This window comes from Bradyrhizobium sp. SZCCHNRI3043, from assembly GCF_032377735.1.
Classification (GTDB): Bacteria; Pseudomonadota; Alphaproteobacteria; order Rhizobiales; family Xanthobacteraceae; genus Bradyrhizobium.
In genome coordinates this window covers 787,701-804,868 of record NZ_JAUHID010000001.1, presented here as the reverse complement: position 1 = coordinate 804,868, position 17,168 = coordinate 787,701, and the positions used below count along the sequence as shown (strand labels likewise).

The 17,168-nt window shown below is 66.0% G+C and carries 13 protein-coding genes; 2 read left to right on the top strand and 11 right to left on the bottom strand.

Annotated elements, in window-relative coordinates; translation table 11 throughout:
* Positions 1–38: 38 nt before the first annotated feature.
* From QX124_RS03715 to QX124_RS03665, 11 genes are all read right to left on the bottom strand, one after another.
* Positions 39–1,178, bottom strand: coding sequence for an ABC transporter substrate-binding protein (locus tag QX124_RS03715; protein ID WP_315736852.1), 1,140 nt, complete (start codon positions 1,176–1,178; stop codon positions 39–41).
* An 80-nt stretch (positions 1,179–1,258) separates the two neighbouring features.
* Positions 1,259–2,140 (bottom strand): shikimate dehydrogenase, encoded by an 882-nt coding sequence (locus tag QX124_RS03710; RefSeq protein WP_315796331.1) that lies wholly within the window; start codon positions 2,138–2,140, stop codon positions 1,259–1,261.
* Positions 2,141–2,261: 121 nt separating this feature from the next.
* On the bottom strand, positions 2,262–3,203 hold the full coding sequence (locus tag QX124_RS03705; protein ID WP_315713383.1) for a LysR family transcriptional regulator: 942 nt from the start codon (positions 3,201–3,203) through the stop codon (positions 2,262–2,264).
* A 31-nt stretch (positions 3,204–3,234) separates the two neighbouring features.
* On the bottom strand, positions 3,235–7,002 hold the full coding sequence (locus QX124_RS03700; RefSeq protein WP_315796329.1) for an AsmA-like C-terminal region-containing protein: 3,768 nt from the start codon (positions 7,000–7,002) through the stop codon (positions 3,235–3,237).
* 169 nt (positions 7,003–7,171) lie between these two features.
* Complete coding sequence (locus QX124_RS03695; RefSeq protein WP_315796327.1) at positions 7,172–8,404, bottom strand: cytochrome P450; 1,233 nt, start codon at positions 8,402–8,404, stop codon at positions 7,172–7,174.
* Between the two features lie 70 nt (positions 8,405–8,474).
* Positions 8,475–9,776, bottom strand: coding sequence for an MFS transporter (locus QX124_RS03690; RefSeq protein ID WP_315796326.1), 1,302 nt, complete (start codon positions 9,774–9,776; stop codon positions 8,475–8,477).
* Positions 9,777–10,602: 826 nt separating this feature from the next.
* Positions 10,603–11,250, bottom strand: a complete 648-nt coding sequence (locus QX124_RS03685) for a Fic family protein (RefSeq protein ID WP_315796324.1) — start codon at positions 11,248–11,250, stop codon at positions 10,603–10,605.
* 69 nt (positions 11,251–11,319) lie between these two features.
* A complete protein-coding gene (locus QX124_RS03680) occupies positions 11,320–11,514 on the bottom strand; it encodes a hypothetical protein (protein ID WP_315796322.1) in 195 nt (64 codons plus the stop codon).
* A gap of 249 nt (positions 11,515–11,763) precedes the next feature.
* Entirely contained in the window at positions 11,764–12,564 is an 801-nt protein-coding gene (locus QX124_RS03675; RefSeq protein ID WP_315796320.1) for a class III extradiol ring-cleavage dioxygenase, read from the bottom strand.
* A 214-nt stretch (positions 12,565–12,778) separates the two neighbouring features.
* Complete coding sequence (locus QX124_RS03670) at positions 12,779–13,213, bottom strand: DoxX family protein (protein WP_315796318.1); 435 nt, start codon at positions 13,211–13,213, stop codon at positions 12,779–12,781.
* 232 nt (positions 13,214–13,445) lie between these two features.
* Positions 13,446–14,144: an outer membrane protein gene (locus QX124_RS03665; RefSeq protein WP_315736843.1), complete on the bottom strand. Its 699-nt coding sequence runs from the start codon at positions 14,142–14,144 to the stop codon at positions 13,446–13,448.
* A gap of 354 nt (positions 14,145–14,498) precedes the next feature.
* Here QX124_RS03665 and QX124_RS03660 point away from each other — a divergent pair, with 354 nt between their 5' ends.
* Complete coding sequence (locus tag QX124_RS03660) at positions 14,499–15,416, top strand: LysR family transcriptional regulator (protein WP_315796315.1); 918 nt, start codon at positions 14,499–14,501, stop codon at positions 15,414–15,416.
* A 42-nt stretch (positions 15,417–15,458) separates the two neighbouring features.
* Positions 15,459–17,162 (top strand): SulP family inorganic anion transporter, encoded by a 1,704-nt coding sequence (locus QX124_RS03655; protein WP_315796313.1) that lies wholly within the window; start codon positions 15,459–15,461, stop codon positions 17,160–17,162.
* Positions 17,163–17,168 lie beyond the last annotated feature (6 nt).

Here is a 17,168-nt window from a genome sequence, read left to right as displayed (position 1 = left end):
CTGGCGTCCCCTCCGGCGCCGCCGGTCGACCGTTGTCCTCAGTTGAGCTTCGGCAGCACCTGCTTCACGACCTGCTTGCCTTCGACCACCTCGACCAGGAAGCCCTGGCGATCGATGTCGCCGTTCTGGTCGAACGTGACATCCATCAGGATATTCGGCTCGGTCGAGGTCTTGATGGTCAGGCCGTGCAGCGTGTCGGCGAAGGCCTTGGAATCCACCTTGCCCATCTTCTCGGTCGTGGCCTTGACCATGTAGATCGCGAGATAGCCCTTGAGGCCGTTGTGATCCGGCACGTAGTTGTACTTCTTCACGAAGCGGTCGCGGAACGCCTTGATGGCCTCGATCGGTGCGTCGGTGGTGAGACCGACATGGCCGCGGGCGCCGTTGGCGGCATCGCCGGCGAGCTCGATCACCTTCTGGCCGACCAGCGTGGTCTCGCCGATCAGCGGCGCGGTCACGCCCTGGCGCTTGATCTCCTTGAGGATGCGCGCGCTCTCTTCCTCGTTGACATAGATGAAGACCGCATCCGGCGCCGCCGCCTTGATCTTGCTGACGTCGGCGGCGAAGTCGGCCTGGCCGGCTTCGGTCGAGAGGTCGGCCGCGACCTTGATGCCGAGACGGTTGAACTCCTTGGTGATGACGTCGCGACCGCCGCGGCCGAAATCATTGTTGACCCAGACCACCGCGACCGACTTCGCCTTCAGCTCATCGTTGATGTACTTCGCGACCTTCGGCATCGACGATTGCTGGCCGAACGAGGTGCGGAACAGGAACTTGTTGCCGGCCTGCGTGAGCTCGGCCGCTTCGCCGCCCATGATCTGGGTGATGCCGGCCTCGGCCGCCAGCGGCGCCGTCACCTTCACCGAGCCGGAATAGCCGGGCCCGAGCAGCACGTAGGGCTCGCCATCGAGCGCCTTCTGCACCTGCGCACGCGCAACGCCGGGGTTCGACTGCGAGTCGGCATGGCTGACCTCGATCTTGCGGCCGAGGATGCCGCCCTTGGCGTTGATTTCCTCGACGGCGAGATCGATGCCGTTCTTCCAGTTGTTGCCGACGGTAGCGCCACCGCCTGAGAGCTCGGCGACATTGGCGATCTTGATGGGGGCGCCGGATTGCGCGAAGGCGGCTCCGGACAGCAGCACGGCTGAGCACAGGCCAGCCAGGGTGATCGATCTCACGTTGTTTCCTCCTCTGTTTCCAAACGCTTGTTTGCGTTTCTTGCTTGAACGACTAGTCCGGCGCGTATTGGCCGGTTTGGTCAGGCGGCGTCAACCGCCGGATATCTCTCCGCCATATGGTTGTCGAACGCCGCGCCCATCGCCTCGGTCGAGGGCACGAGCCCCGTGAACAGCTCGAACGCGTCCGCCGCCTGATAGATCGCGAGCTCGCGCCCGAGCAGGACGTGGGCGCCCCGGGCCTTGGCGGCTTTCAGGAGTGGCGTCCACAGCGGCGAATAGACGGCGTCCGCGACCCAGAGATCGGCGCGCAGCAAGTGTTCCGGCACCGGCGTACCGCGGTTCGGCAGCATCCCGATCGGTGTGCCGTTGACGACGCCCACCACCCCCTGCAGCGCCTCTTCGACGCTATCGGCCACCGTGATGGATTTGCCGCCCGGAAGCAGGTTCGCCAGCTTCTCCGCACGCGCACGCTCGGTGTCGTAGATGTGCAAGCCTGCGACGTCGAGGTTCGCAAGCGCGAACGCAATCGCTTTACCAACCCCGCCGGCCCCAATCAGCGCCACGACGCCGCGACCGGTCCGGCTGACCAGCGGCGCCACTGCCCGCTCGAAGCCGGTGGTATCGGTATTGTGGCCGATCAGCCGGCCATCGCGCACGACGACGGTATTGACGGCGCCCATCGCCGCCGCCTTCGGCGCGAGTTCGTCGAGCAGTTCGACCACAGCTTCCTTGTAGGGATAGGTCACATTGACCCCGGCAAAGCCGAGCCGGCGCACGCCTTCAAGCAGCGTCGCCAGACCCGCGCGATCGGCACCGGCCACCTCGATCAGCTGGTAATGGCAGCGGACGCCGAGCGCCGCCGCAGCATATTCGTGCATCGCGGGAGACGCCGAATGCGCGATCGGCGCACCGATCAAGCCGGTTAGGAATTTGCGGGCTTTGAGCGCGGAAAGATCGGGCACGTTCGCTTTTGTCTCTTGCTGCTGTGACGTGCGAGCGTCGCACGCGCGGATTTCGATGCAGACGATAGCGCGTTCGCTCGCTAACACAATTACTCAAATATCGGCTGAACCTAACATCATGTTATTTTTTGCCGCCGCCGGATTTCGCCGGTTTGGCCACCTGACGTCGGCCGGGCTCCAGCGCGCGCATCTCCGCGCGCAGGCAGTCGATGAAGTGTTCGGCGTAGAGCGACAGCGGCGTGCCGCGCTTGACGGCGATGTAGGTGTCGAACCGCGTGGGCTCGGCAATCTTGATCAACTCGATGCCGGGATAGCCGCCATGCGCGACCGTGAACTGGTCGATCACCGCGATGCCGAGCCCGGCCTTCACCAGCGCGCAGACCGTGGTGCCGAAGCGCGCCTTGATCGAGATGTTGTAGCTGAGTTTGTTGCGCGCGAAGATCTCCGCCATGATCCGGCCGTAGGGGTCGTTGGGATCGATGCCGATCAGCGGATAGCGCGTCATCTCGGCAGCCGACACCTGCTTGCGGCCGGCGAGCTCGTGTCCCGGCGGCACGATGCAGAACAATTCGCCTGAGGCCAGCGGCAGGAATTCGAGCCCGGAATGATCGAGTCGGTAGCTCATCGCCACGCACTCGCCCTTGCCCAGCATCAGATAGTCGATCGCTTCCTCGATCTTGAGAATGTTGATGTCGATGCCGAGATCGGGATAGCGGCGGCGGACGCGCTCGATCGCGCGCGGCACCATCACCTGGGAAATGCTGGGCACCGAGCCGACGCGCAGTTCCGACAGCGCGCCGCGGCCGATGTTGGAGATGATGTAGCTGAGATCGTCGACCTTCTCGTAGACGCTGTTGATCTGCTCGAAGATGTTCTGCGCCTCGGGGGTCGGGAAATAGCGGCCGTTCTGGCGCTGGAAGAAACGGATGCCGAGCGAGCGCTCGGTGTATTTCACCAGACGGCTGACGCCCGGTGCCGACACCTTCAGCAGGCGCGCGGCGCCGTTGATGGTGCCCGTCACCATGACCGCGCGAATGACCTCGACCTGTCGCAACGTCATCATCGGCGCGGTCCCCGCACGCCGTCAGCCGGCATCATGGACTGCCCGGCGGCGTCAGCACGACCGGCGGACGCGGCACGGGCCTGGGGCGCGGCGGCAGCGCACCCGGCGCGGGCTTGATCTCGACCGGCGGCGGCAAGGGCGCGACCTGCGGCTGGCTCGATGCCACCGGTGCCGCCGGCTGAGGCGCGGGAGCGGAGAGCGGCGGGGTCAGCGGCGGCACGACGGCGCGGGGACCGCCGAGCTTGGCGCGCGGCTCACGCCGCGGATCACGCCCGGGCAGCGGCACGTCGGCCGCGCTCGGCGCGGCCGGGCCAGCCTCGGGTACACCGGGCAGCGACGCGGTGGACGACGGATAGGCCGGCGGCACCTCGCCGCGCGCGATCGCATCCAGACGCCGCGTTTCGCGATCGATCGCACGCACCGCGAGCCACGACGACAGCGAGGTGACGTCGACCGCGCGCGTCAGCGCCCCGGACGTGCCGATCACGAACAGCTGGATCTCGGGACGGCTGTTGGCGTTGCCGACGGTGTTCGCGCTCAGGCTGGCGCGAATGTCGGCCTGGTCGGCAGGAATGTCGAAGCCACCGGACACGACGGCGCGGGCGCCCTGCGCTTCGAGCGTGGTGGCGCCGACACGCAGCCGGCCATCGCGGATGATGAAGGGGATCTGAGCAGACGCGACCGGCAACGTCCCCGATGTCAGCACCGGCTCGATCACCTGCCGCAACTTGCCGTCGTCGCTCACCTGGCCTGCGTCGGCCGCGCGCAACGCCGCATCGAACGCCCGCGGGTCGAGATTGGGGAGCGCCGCATTGTCGAGCGTCACCGTGCCATTGCCCGAGAGCGCGTTGACCAGTGCCTGCACGCTGCGCCCTTCGGCGGCGAGCGTCATCTGCGCCGAAACCTTGCCGGCCGGCATCTTCAGGCTGTGATAGCGCAGCGCGTTGCCGTCGATGCCGGCGAGCTCGACGCGGCCGTTCAGGACGAGACCATTCGCGTTGGAGCGCGCATCGACGGTCGCGGTGACGTCGCCGCCGCCGAGCTTGCCCTTGACGTTCTCGATGGTCAGCGACTGGCCGTCGCTCTTGATGGCGCCACCCAGCGGACGCAGATCCGTGCCGTTCAGAATGGCGCCGCTGAGGGCCTGGAACGAGACCCGCCCGCGCCATCCCTTCAAGAGACCTGCGCCGAGAGGCTCGGCCTGCTCACGCCCGGCTGCGCCGACCAGCACCGAGAACACTTGCGGCACGTCGAGCGCGTCCAGCCCGAGCTCACCATCGATCTGCTTGTCCTCGTCGAGCACCAGGGCGAGCCGGCCGCGCAGCCGCGATCCACCGACCGTGCTGTCGATGTCGTCGAGCGTCACGCGATTGTTGGAAAGACCGAGACGGCAGAACAGGCGGATGTTCTGCGCCGCCGGATCCTGCGGCTTCAATCCGAACAACGGCGACAGATTGGCGCTGCGCAGGCGCAGATTGACGTTGGCCTTGGCGGTGTCCCCCCAGGGATCGACGGAGCCTTGCGCATCGCCATCGAGCCCGGCGCCGGACAGCTTCGCATTCACCCGCAGCGGCGTGCGCCAGCTGCCGGTCACGCTGGCGTCGAACTGGGCCGGACCGTTGCCGGCCGCCGCGACGCGATCGAGCCCGAGCAGCGCCAGCACGACATTGCCCTGCTCGGCCGCGACGCGGCTCTCGATCCCAAGCTCGGTTCGATCGATCGCGTCGACCTCGAAGCTGCGCAGCGCCGCCGCCGACGGTTTGGCCGTCAGCGTCGCCGAGCCCTTGAGTTGCGGCGCATCGAGATCGAGCACCGCCTTGGCCTGGCTGCGGTCGGCATTGGCAGGATCCTTGGCGAGATCGAGCGTGAGCTTCAACCGGGCAGCGCCGGCAGGCGTGCCGAGTGCATCGAAGCGCGCGGCGATCTGCGGCGCGAACGGCTGCACCAGCGCCGTGATCTCCTTGAGCGAGCCGGCCATCGAGGTCACGACCAGCCGCCCGGTCGCGTCGGCGCGATCGAAACGGCCGGAGCCCTCGCTCGTCACGCCGCCGCTCTGGCCAAACTTGATCTGGTCGATGGCGATGGTCTTGGGATCGTAGGAAAAGCGCGCGGTGAGCGGACGCAGCTCCTGGCCGCTGAGCTTGGCGCGGCCGACGTCGAGCGCCACGGTGGCCTCGGCGGGCCACTCGCCGGTGACGCCGACCAGCGACCGGGTCACGGCCATCGCCGCGTCGAGGTCGAGCCGGTCGCCCTTCAGCACCGCTTCGAAACGCGAGCCCGGCCCGGCCGACCGGTTGACGAGAGCGACGCGTCCATCGACGGAGCCGCCGTCGATATCGGCCTTGAGGCTGTCGATCGCGATCCGCTCCGGCGCCACGTTGAGGTCGCCGCGCAGCCGCAGCGGACGCTGGGTGCGGTAGCTGCTGTCGCTGCGGCCCTGCAGCCAGGCCACCAGCGTATCGGGCTCCGACGATTCGAGATCGAGCGCGCCGGTGAAGCCCGATGTCACCGAGGTCGAGATGCCGATGGTCCGGAAGGTCAGCCGCGTCGAACCGGGCGCGCGCAGATCGACCTTCTCGAGGCTCCATGCCGACGGCTCGTTGTGCAGGTCGGCGGTGAAGTTCTGCACCGGGCGGCCGGAGAGCATGATCTGCTCGGTCGCGAACTGCACGTTGGCCGGCATCGGCAAGGTCGGCAGTTGTGCAATCCAGTTGCGCAGCGCCGGCAGCACCAGCGCGGGCGCAATCGCCCGCCGGTCCTTGACGTCGTCACCGCCGGCCAGGAGCTTGTCGGCATCGAGCTGGCGTGCGGACAGTGAGGCTTTCAGCACGGGGGCGGCGCCGAAACGGACGTCGCCGCTGCCCGCGAATTTCAGTGAGCGATCCTCCTGGCCGAAGCTGACCTCGATCTGGTCGAGCTTGGCCGTCGCCTGGTCGCCGACGATCTTGGTGGCGATGCGCCAAGGCGTCGCGCCGGCCTGGTTCAGCGGACGGGTCTTGGCCTGTTGGACCTGCTTTGCGGACGGCTCCTTCGCAGACTGGGCGGGCTTGTCGTTGTCGGCGCCCTGCTCTTTCGGGGGCGACGACAGCGTCAGCGCGCCTTCGAACTTCGGCGAGCGGTTGGGAAAGCTGATGAGGCCTTCGATGTCGGCCATCACGGGACGCTCGCCCGGGTCGATGTTGAGGTGGACGCGCAGGCCGTTGGAGTCCTTGTCCTGGCTCGACGACACCCGGAACGGGTAGCGGCCGCCGCGGATCGACACGGCGCCGTCGCCGCGCAGGGAGCCAGCCAGCGAGCGCACGTCGCCGGAGAAGACGATGTCGGTCAGCTCCAGCGTCGAGCGGCTGGCTGCGTCGTGCAGGGCGACGCGGCCGGTGAGATTGAACCGGTCGATCGCGAGCGCGGCCAGATTGAAGCGGCCGGAGGCAGCCGGCAGGTCGACCAGGCCCTTGGCATCGAGGCCGAGATCGGCGGCCATGCCGCCGATGGTGAGTTCGTTCGCCCGCCATTCCCCGCGCATCAGATCGCCAAGGCTGAACTCGACGTCAAGCTTGTCGGCGCGCAGCTTGCCGAGGTGGTTGGCGCCGCCGAACGTGACCTGGCGCAGCCTTAAGGTCGGCGTCGGTAACAGCCGTGCATCCAGCGCACCGGCGACCCGCACGGGCACACCGATGACCTGGCTCGCCTCGGCCTCGAACTGCGGCCGGAACTGGTTCCAGTCGACGAAGTACGGGCCGATCAGCGCAGCAAGGAGCGCAAGGATGAAGGCAATCGCCAAGCCGAGCAGGGTCGTCTGCACGGGGTCTCCCTCGAAGGACAACGCTCCGGTGTCCCAACCTTAAAACCAATGCGGCCGCGGCCCACTGGCATCGATACCGGAGCGCTGCATCATATAGGATTAAGTATGGCGAAGTCACAGCGCTGTCGGTCTTTCCGGGGGCGTTGCACAACTCCGTTAACGAAGATGGTTACCAGTGGGCCGGCAGCCGCTTGAGGCCGCGCAGCACGAAGGTCGGCCGCCATTCCGGGTTGTCCGGATCGTCCAGCTTCAGCTCCGGCAGCCGCCGCAGCAGGGTTCCGATCGCGATCTCGGCCTCGATCCGGGCAAGCTGCGCGCCCAGGCAATGGTGGATGCCGCCGCCGAACGACAGCGGCTTCACGTTTGGCCTGGTGATATCGAGCTGTTCCGGATTGTCCGGATACACGGCGGGATCGCGGTTGGCCGAGCCGAGCAGGCACAGCACGCTCTCGCCCGCAGGAATCCGCCGGCCGCCGAGATCCTCGATATCCTCGAGCGCGACCCGCCCGGTGAGCTGCACCGAGGAATCGTAGCGCAGGAACTCCTCGATCGCGTTGGTGATCAGCTCCGGCCGCGCCTTCAAGAGCGCCAGCTGCTCCGGGTTGCGGTGCAGTGCCAGCAGGCCGTTGCCGATCAGGTTGACCGTGGTCTCGTGCCCCGCGCCGAACAGCAGGATGATGTTGGCGGTGAGCTCCTCATGGCTGAGCTTGGCGCCATCCTCCTCGGCCTGCAGCAGCTGCGTCGTCAGATCGTCGCCGGGATGTTTCCGGCGCAACTCGAACAGGTGCTGGAAATACGCCTTGGACACGGCGTTGCCGGCATTGCCCTCGGCGATCTCGGCCTTCGACAGCGGCACCGGCTCGAGTAGTCGGCCGCCCTCGCGCGAGCTCTTGTAGAACGCCTCGCGATGCTCCTCGGGAATGCCGAGCATGTCGCAGATCACGGTGACGGGCAGCTTGAACGCGAAGTCCTCGATCAGGTCCATCCGGCCCTGCGGGATCACCTGATCGAGCGTGCGGTCGACGATCTCCTGGATGCGCGGCCGCATGTCCTCGACGCGCCGCGCGGTGAACGCCTTCACGACCAGGCCGCGCAACCGGGTGTGGTCCGGCGGGTCCTGCTGCAGCATCCAATGCCGCATGCTCTGGAACACCGGCTCCTGCATGATGTCGGGACCGTAGCGCCGGATCGAACGCGCGACGAAGTCCTTGCCGAAGCGCTTGTCGCGCAGCACCAGGCTCGATTCCGCGTGCCGGCTGGCGAGGAACGCGCCGAACGGCGTCACATGCATCGGATCGTTGTCGCGCAGTTGCGCATAGAAGGGATAGGGGTCGCGGATGAACTCCGGCGACAGCGGATTGAACAGCGGCGCAGCCTTGGCGGCCTGGACATGCTCGTTCATGTGGTCCCTCCCTTGGATTGGCCGATTAGCTCACGGCCGCGCGGCGATGGCAAGTCGGCCGGATCACACATCACGCCGTGGCCCCTGCCGTCCTTAACCTGTGCAATTGGCCGGCGACGAGGCGGACCCTGCGGGGTGCCGCGATCCAGATCGCCGCCGCCGAGACGAAGGCGCCGAGGAAGGCGATCACGAAGCCCGGCGTGTAGCTCAGGGTGTAGTCATAGAGCACGCCGGTCACCCACGGCCCTGCTGCGCCGCCGCACAGCCCGATCAGCATCAGCGTTCCGAAGATGCTGCCGAAATGCGCGCCCTGGAATATTTCCAGCGCGACCGCGCCCATCACCGAGGTCAGGCCGTAACCAAGCGCGCCCTGCGTCGCCACCATGACGTAGATCAGCACCAGCGACGGCGCGGCCTTGAGCGCGATCAGCGCGGCGAAGCAGATCGCGAAGCCGAGACAGCCTAATCCCCACACCGCCTCGCGCCCCAGACGATCCGACAAATGGCCGAGCGCGATCTGGCCGGGAATCCCGAGCAGGCTGACGGCCCCGAGCGCCCACACCGCGACGCTCGAGCTGAAGCCGATCTCGAGCAGGTATTTCGTCTGGTGCACCTGCACCGCGTACCAGACGTAGAGCCCGAAGAAATAGCCGAGCGCGAGCCACCAGAACCGGCCCGTGCGCAGCGCGCGCGACAATGTCCAGTCGGTGCCGGCCCAGGCGGCATCGACGATGTTGGAGACCGGTTTGACCGCATGGGCGAGCGGCGCGACGTCGCCGTCGGGACGCAGGCCGATCTCCTCCGGCTTCTTGCGCAGCAGCAGATTGATCGGCGCCAGCACGACCAGCACGACGATGCCCATCGCGGTGCAGGCCGTGCGCCAGTTGGTCTGCGCGATCATGTGCTGCACCCACGGCAACAGCGTCATCGAGCCGACGCCGACGCCGGCGAAGGCGATGCCGATCGCCAGCCCGCGGCGGCGAATGAACCAGTTCGGCAGGAACAAGGACTGGCCGGAATAGCCAAGGCAGACGCTGCCGGCGCCGACCATCACGCCGATGGTCAGGTACAGATGCCAGGGCTGCGTGGTCAGCGGCGCGAGCAGGAGACCGCCGGCCATCAGCGCGACGCCGAGTTCCATGACGGCCCGCGGGCCGGTGCGATCCATCAGCCGTCCGATCAGCGGACTGACGATGCCGGAGGCAACGAAGCCGAACGAGAACGCCCCGGCGGTGACGCCGCGGTCCCAGCCGAATTCGGCGAGGATCGGCGGATAGAACAGCGAGAACGCGGTGCGCGCATTGACCCCGATCGCCATCGTCACGAAGGTCACGGCGACGATGACCCAGCCATAATAGAACGGCAGGCGCATTGTTGTTTCACTCCCTGGTGCATCCTTCGCATCATCTGCATGCGGAGGGGTCAAGGATTTTCTACGCGGGCGACGGCGGTGTCAGTTACCTGCGAGGTCATGTGTGCGGTGCACCTTTGGGAACGCTGGCCTCTCCTCCGTCATTGCGAGCGCAGCGAAGCAATCCAGGGCTGTGGACGGGACTCTGGACTGCTTCGCTGTGCTCGCAATGACGACGCTGAGATATCTCGCGGTCATCGACCGGACCGACGCGCGTCTACAATTCCGCGGCATGACATGCCCGGGCTATGCAAGGTCCGCTCACCCTCATCGAACAGGAGGGCGCAGGGAAGGCCGGGCGCTGGCCGCGCCCGTGGCCCGCCTGCTCAAAAAAATGCAGGCGGCAGGTACCACAGGTTCAGCCGAGATCACCCGGCCCTCCCTGCGCGATGGGCTTCACGCTTATATGCAGGCTTCCTGGCGCTCGGCTTGTTGGCCGCCATGCGCGACAACGCGTTTCTCGCGTTGCGCGGTGATACCAGCGTCGAGGTATCAGAACCCTGCAACTTCACGTCCGCGAGAGCTTCGTTCGTCCGCACATCGAAAAAGGACATGCTGCGAGTTCTCGCGGCCACCGCTCCCCGCCTCGCGTGTCGTGACGATCGCGCGCAACGCCCCTCCGCAAGTGAGGCGGGATGCGCGGAAGGATCGCGGTGATTTGCCCGACGACACAAGCGAAATCGTCTGCGACATAGTAACCCGTCGGGCAAAAAACTCTACTGCCCCTACGGATCGAGGTCGCTGAAGCATCGAGCGCCGCTTCATCGTCAACGGAAGGTGCATAATCTTAGTCTGGAATACTAGCAATCTGAACCTGCAGCAGCCGATTCAAGTAATCTTTCATGTTAGCTAATTCTCTTGAAGCCGGGTCGGCAGCAGCGGCTTGGTCTGCAATACGGATGGCTGCTTCATACTCCGTTCGGGTGAGCATGATTTGATCTATTACGGTGGTCGTGCCAGGCAAGATAACGCCTAATCGCGCGTTCAAACACGCATAGCTAAAAGCGCGCGCCGTACGCCCATTTCCGTTTCTGAACGGATGGACCCAGTTTATGCGCCAAAGAGCAAAAGCAGCGGCGTCAAGAGCGTCTCCGTCGCGCCAAATTCTTTGAAGCTCTTCAAAAAACTCCGTCATCAGTTGCGGGACTTGCTCCCAAGGTGGAGCTTGGTAGATCACTTCACCCGTCTGCAAATTTGCCACCTGGACTGCCACGTCCCGGTATTCGCCAGGCCGATTCAGTAGGAACAACGTTCCACACCTATGTAGCTCTCGGAGAGCCATCTCGCTGGGTGCCCATGGCAGTCTATCCGGTTGATTGAAGTGGATAAGGAAGGTCACCAGTGCCTCAAGCAAGTTGATGCTGTTGGCGGCGTTAAGTTGTTCAATGTGATGGGCCGAAGGGCCGTTTATCAGTTCCCAATTACTATCGAGCATTGTTCCGCCCAAATAAAAAAGCCCAGCTACAGCTGGGCAGTTCTATTAGCGGTTGTCTGTCGCCTAGTGTCAACCAGCTTTCTTTTCGACCGTTTCGCGTCCCTCGTTTTGGTCGAGAAAGCTCGAGACCTCATCCCGGGTCAATGTTGAATTCTTCGAACGAAGACCCATGATCAAGCTGACCCTCTGGGCTTTACGCTCAGCGGGGCTAACACGATGATTCTTCGCTTTTTCAGCAATCTGTTCCAGTGTCAAAGTGGCCATGGCAACTCCCCGTGGGGCGGCCCCAGCATGATGCTGTTGAATTTCCAACATTTTATTACGAATATGGTTCCAGGGCCGCCTGAGTTCCGCATCATATGCATATTCGGGGTTGTGCGGACAAGTCCGTACCTAGCCCGTACTTTGCTTTTAAGCTTTGGGCGTGGCCAAAATACAGCGGCGGCGCTTGGCATTCGGTCGAATCGACAGATCCCGCTGGTTCGGGCGATTTCGATAGACGCGTGGGTGTCCCTACTGGCTGAGAATGCCATGAAAAGCATACACGTCCATGCGCAGCACGCCGTAGTTCGCGCTGTTGTGCAGGCGCTCCACGCGGGCGCCCTCGCCGGCGGCGCCGAGCGCGGCGAACAGCGGCAGGAAGTGCTCGTCGGTCGGATGGTTGTCGCGCGCATGCGGGGCGAGACGGCGGTAGTCGACGAGATCGTCGACGCGGCCCTCGATCGCGGCCTGGTGCACCCAGTCGGCGAAGTCGACCACCCAGGACGGCGCGGGATCGTCGATGTCGAGCCGGCGCTTGCGGAACTCGCCGAGATTGTGGGTGAAGCTGCCGCTGCCGATGATCAGCACGCCCTCCTCGCACAGCGGCGCCAGCGCACGGCCGAGCGCGAGATGATGCGCAGGGCCCCGCTCGGTCTGGATCGAGAGCTGCAGCACCGGAATATCGGCCTGCGGATACATCAGGAGCAGCGGCACCCAGGCGCCGTGATCGAGGCCGCGCGCGCGGTCGATGCCGACCGGCAGGCCGGCCGCCTGCAACCGCGCCGCCACGGCGTGCGCGAGATCGGGCGCGCCCGGCGCGGGATAGCGCAACTGATAGAGCTCGCGCGGAAAGCCGTAGAAGTCGTAGATGGTCTCGTTGACGGCGACCGCATTGACGGCGGGGATGTCGGTCTCCCAATGCGCCGAGATCACCAGGATCGCCTTCGGCCGCGGCAGACTGCCGCCGAGGCCGACGAGGAAGTCGCGGGCGGCCGAATCCGTGAGCGGCAGCATCGGCGAGCCGTGCGACAGGAAGATGCTGGGCAGGGTCATGTCATGGCTCCTCGTTCTCTAGACGGATGTTCAGCTGCCAACCCAACCCACAGCTGTCGTCCCTGCGAAAGCAGGGACCCATACCGCGTGATCGGCATTTGAGGCAGGCTGCGCGTCGACCAGCGTGCTCAACCCAAGTCCGCTTGTGGTTATGGGTCCCCGCGTTCGCGGGGACGACACTGAGATTGTCGCGGCAGTCAACCAACCATGACGATCAATGCGCGTTGCGCAACTGCCCGCCGGCAAGACCGCTGCGAAGGCTGCCCAGCGCATAGGCGCCGTCGCCGAGCAGGGCCTGGATCACCAGCGTGACGGCCCAGAACGCCGGATACTCCCAGCCGCCCTTCGGATTGTTGAAGAAGAACCCCGCGGAGCCATGGACGGTGAAGATGGCGCCGAGCAGGATCGGCACGGCGGCGAGCGCCACCCAGCGGGTGTAGACGCCGAGGATCAGCGCGATGCCGGCGAGGATCTCGGCCGTGATGACGAGGTAGGCGAGCTCGGGCGGCAGGCCGATGCTGCCGAAGAATTTTGCAGTGCCGGCTGGGCTGAACACGAACAGCTTGAGGCTGGCATGGGCCAGGAACAAGCCACCCAGCGTCAGGCGAAGCAGCAGGGCGGCGTAGGCTGCAGTGCGCGAATCGATCATCTCGGGCTCCCAATGGATAGTGCCGAGACATAGATCATTCCCTGGGAGACGATAATCTGGCCGCCAGGAAAGACAGCTCAAACCATTGAGGTGAGGTGGCAGGCGGTTCGTCGTGGACGTACCGCCTTACGCACCGACGCCACGGCGCCTCGAATGCCGACGCCCCGTTCGTCCACCGTTGCATGACGCCGACATGCCTCCGGAAACCGGGGGCACATGCCGCCGCTCCCGATCAGAACCGGTAGCTCGCGCCAACGCGGATCAGGTGGAGTTCGTTCTTGAAGTCGGCACGGTTGCCGTCGCGATTGAACAGCGTCACGTTGCCGTAGTCGGTGTAGACATATTCACCGCGTCCGACCCAGTTGCTGGTGAAGGCGTATTCGACACCGACGCCTGTCGTGAGGCCGGCCTTCACCTGATCCTCCCACACCACCTGCTCGCCGGCGTTGCGGCCCTTTTGGATATTGTTGGTCAAGTTGGCGATGCCGACACCGAGCGTGCCGAAGACCAGCAAGCGGTCGAACGCATAGCCGGCGCGCGCGCGGACCGAGCCGAACATGCCGTATTTGGCGTAGGACGAATCGTTGTCGAAGATGTCGTTGCTCTGCGACGCGGTGGACCGGCCGAGATCGACCTCGGCGCCGACCACGAAGCGATTGGCGAACTGATAATTGTAGCCGCCATAGAGGCCGAAGGCCACGCCATCAGCGCCCTCCTCGGCATGGCCGTGATTGTTGTTGCGATAGAAGTCGATGGTCCACAGCCCGTGCGCGCCCCCGGCGAATGCGCCGGCATAGAAGCCGGTCCAATTGTAGTACGGGGCATCGTAGACTGCTACGGGCCGCTGGACCCTGAAATCTCCTGCCTGCGCGACCGTGCCGGCAAGCAGGACGCCACAGGCGGCAACAGCAAGAGTGTACACTGCTTTCATCAACCCATCCTCACAAACTCAATACATGTGCAAGCGAGTGCATCCCCAGAAGGCGCTCGCGCGGGGCGGAAACTGAAAACGAAGTCGGGCACCAAGTTGACCCGCTTTGGGTCAGGAAGTGATCAAATGCGGCATTGTTCGGGACTGCACTGTGGCGCGGCAACTGATACCGGCGAGAACCCGAATTTGTTGCGACATCTTTTCACTTGCAGTGCGATGACGCGAAGGCAGCGCGACTGATTCGCGCCATCGTTATGACGGACGCCCACCCCCGCCCCCGTCCGCAAGAGTGATGATTCCCCGCACCTCACGAGTCTGCTAGCGAGACACCTCACACCCGGCGAGTGAGGCTGAATGCTGGACCGTCTGACTGGACTGGAAGTGATGTCGCGGATCGCCAGTTCTGGCAGCCTGTCGGCGGCCGCGCGTGCGCTTGGCATGTCGCCAACGATGGTCACGAAACATCTGGCAGCGCTGGAGACGCGACTCGGCACCAAGCTGTTTCACCGCACCACGCGCCGGCTGACCATCACCGAGGCCGGACGCCGCTATCTCGACCTTGCCGAGCGGGTGCTCGGCGATTTCGAGGCGGCCGAGAGCGCGATCGCGGCCGACCGGGTCGAGCCGCGCGGCCTGTTGCGGCTCAATGTCCCGCTCGCCTTCGGCACGCGCCAGATCGCGCCGCTGCTTGCAAGCTTCGCCGCGCTCTATCCCGGCGTCAGCGTCGAGCTTGGCCTCAACGACCGGCTCGTCGACCTGATCGAGGAAGGCTGGGATCTCGCGATCCGCATCGGTACGCTCAAGGACTCCAGCCTGGTGGCGCGGCGGCTCGCGCCGTGCCGGATGGCGGTCTGCGCGGCGCCGTCCTATCTCGCGGCGCATGGGACACCGCGCACCACGGCCGATCTCGCCGGTCACAACTGCCTCGGCTACACGCTGGCGGCGGCCGGCCCGTCGCGCTGGCGCATGGGCGGCAAAGCCGCGGTCGATGTCACGGTGAGCGGCAATCTGCGCGCCAACAATGGCGATGCGCTGCTCGCCGCGGCGTTGGCCGGACAGGGCGTGATCTACCAGCCGACCTTCATCGTCGGCGACGACATCCGCGCGGGCCGGCTGGTACCGCTGACGCTCGACGCGCCGCCGTCGGACCTGCTGGCGGTACACGCCGTCTATCTGCCGGATCGCACGCCATCGGCCAAGGTGCGCGCCTTCATCGACCACCTCGCCGCGGCGTTCGCGCCCGAGCCACCTTGGGATCGCGATCTTGCGTGAGCGGACGAACAGCTCGGCCGCGATGCACTCGGAGACATCGACATGAGCGAGCAACCACGCCACGACGGCAATCATCATTGGCCGATGCTCCGCTCCCTGCGAGGCTGGCGGATCAGCGCCCTGCCCGCCGATCTCGCCGCCGGGCTGACGCTGGCGGCGATCGCGATTCCCGAGCAGATGGCGACCGCCAAGCTCGGCGGCTTCACGCCCGAGACCGGCTTCTTCGCCTTCATGGCGGGATCCCTGGGGTTCGCGCTGTTCGGCGCCAACCGCTTCCTGTCCTGCGGCGCCGATTCCACGATCACGCCGATCTTCGCCGGCGGCCTGGCGCTGCTCGCGACCAGCGGCACGCCCGAATACGGCAGCCTGGCCGCGGCGCTGGCGCTGCTGGTCGGGGTCATGCTGGTGCTGGCCGGCGGCTTCAGGCTCGGCGGCATCGCCAACGTGCTGTCGGTGCCGGTCACCGTGGGCTTCCTGGCCGGCATTGCCGTGCACATCATCGTCTCGCAATTGCCGGGCGTGCTCGGCCTGCCGTCACCGAGCGGGCCAACGCTGGCGCGGATCGCCACCTTGGCGGGCGAACTCGGCAAGGCCAACGCGTACACGATGCTCATCGGCTTCGGCGTGCTCGCGACCATCACGGTCTGCGAGCGGATCAGCGCCCGCATACCCGGCGCGCTGATCGCGCTCGCGGCCTCGACCTTGTTCGTGGTGTCGGCCGGGCTGAAGGGGGGCGGCGTGCCCGTCATCGGCGAGATCGCCGGCACGGTGCCGATGCCGTCCGTGCCGCTGATCGGACCGGAACAATGGGCGAAGCTGATCCCGCTCGCCTTCCTGATCGCGGTTGTGGTGATGGTGCAGACGTCGGCGACGACGCGCTCGTTCCCTTCCGATCCCGATGGTTCCGCCGATGTCGACCGCGACTTCCTCGGCGCCGGTGCCGGCAGCCTGCTCGCCGGATTGTTCGGCGCGTTTCCGGTCAATGCCAGTCCGCCGCGCACCGGCATCGTGGTCGAGACCGGCGGCCGGTCGCAGGTCGCGGGCCTGCTCGCCGCCGCGATCGTGCTGCTGCTCGTGCTGTTCGGAGCTCGGCTGCTTGCGAATGTGCCGGAAGCGGCGCTCGGCGGCGTGCTGCTGTTCGTCGCGCTACGCATCATCCGCGTCGCGCAGATCACAAGCGTTTATCGCGCGTCCAAGGGCGAGTTCCTGCTCATCCTGGCGACCGCGGTGGCGATCGTCGCGCTGCCGATCGAGCAGGGCGTCGCGCTCGGCATTGCGCTGTCGCTGCTGCACGGCATCTGGAGCACGACACGCGCCCACCTCATCGCCTTCGAGCGCGTGCCGGACACGACGATCTGGTGGCCGGCGCATCCGCAGATCAAGGGCGAGGAGCTGTCCGACATCGCCGTGGTCGGCTTCCAGGCACCGCTCAGCTTCCTCAATGCGGCGACGTTCCGCGCCGACATGCGGCGCATGCTGCGCAGCCGCAAGCCGCGGCTGGTGGTGTTCGAGGCCAGCGCCATCGTCGAGATCGATTTCACCGCCGCGCAGACCCTGCGCGACGTGATCCACACCTGCAGCGAGACCGGCGTCGTGTTCGCGGTGGCGCGGCTGGAATCGCTGCGGGCCCAGGAGGCCTTCGAACGATTCGGCCTGTACGACGTGCTGCCGCGGGATCGCGTGTTCCACAGCGTCGATCACGCGCTGCAGAAGCTGCGGGCCGTTGCGTCGGATGTGCACGTTTGAGGGAAG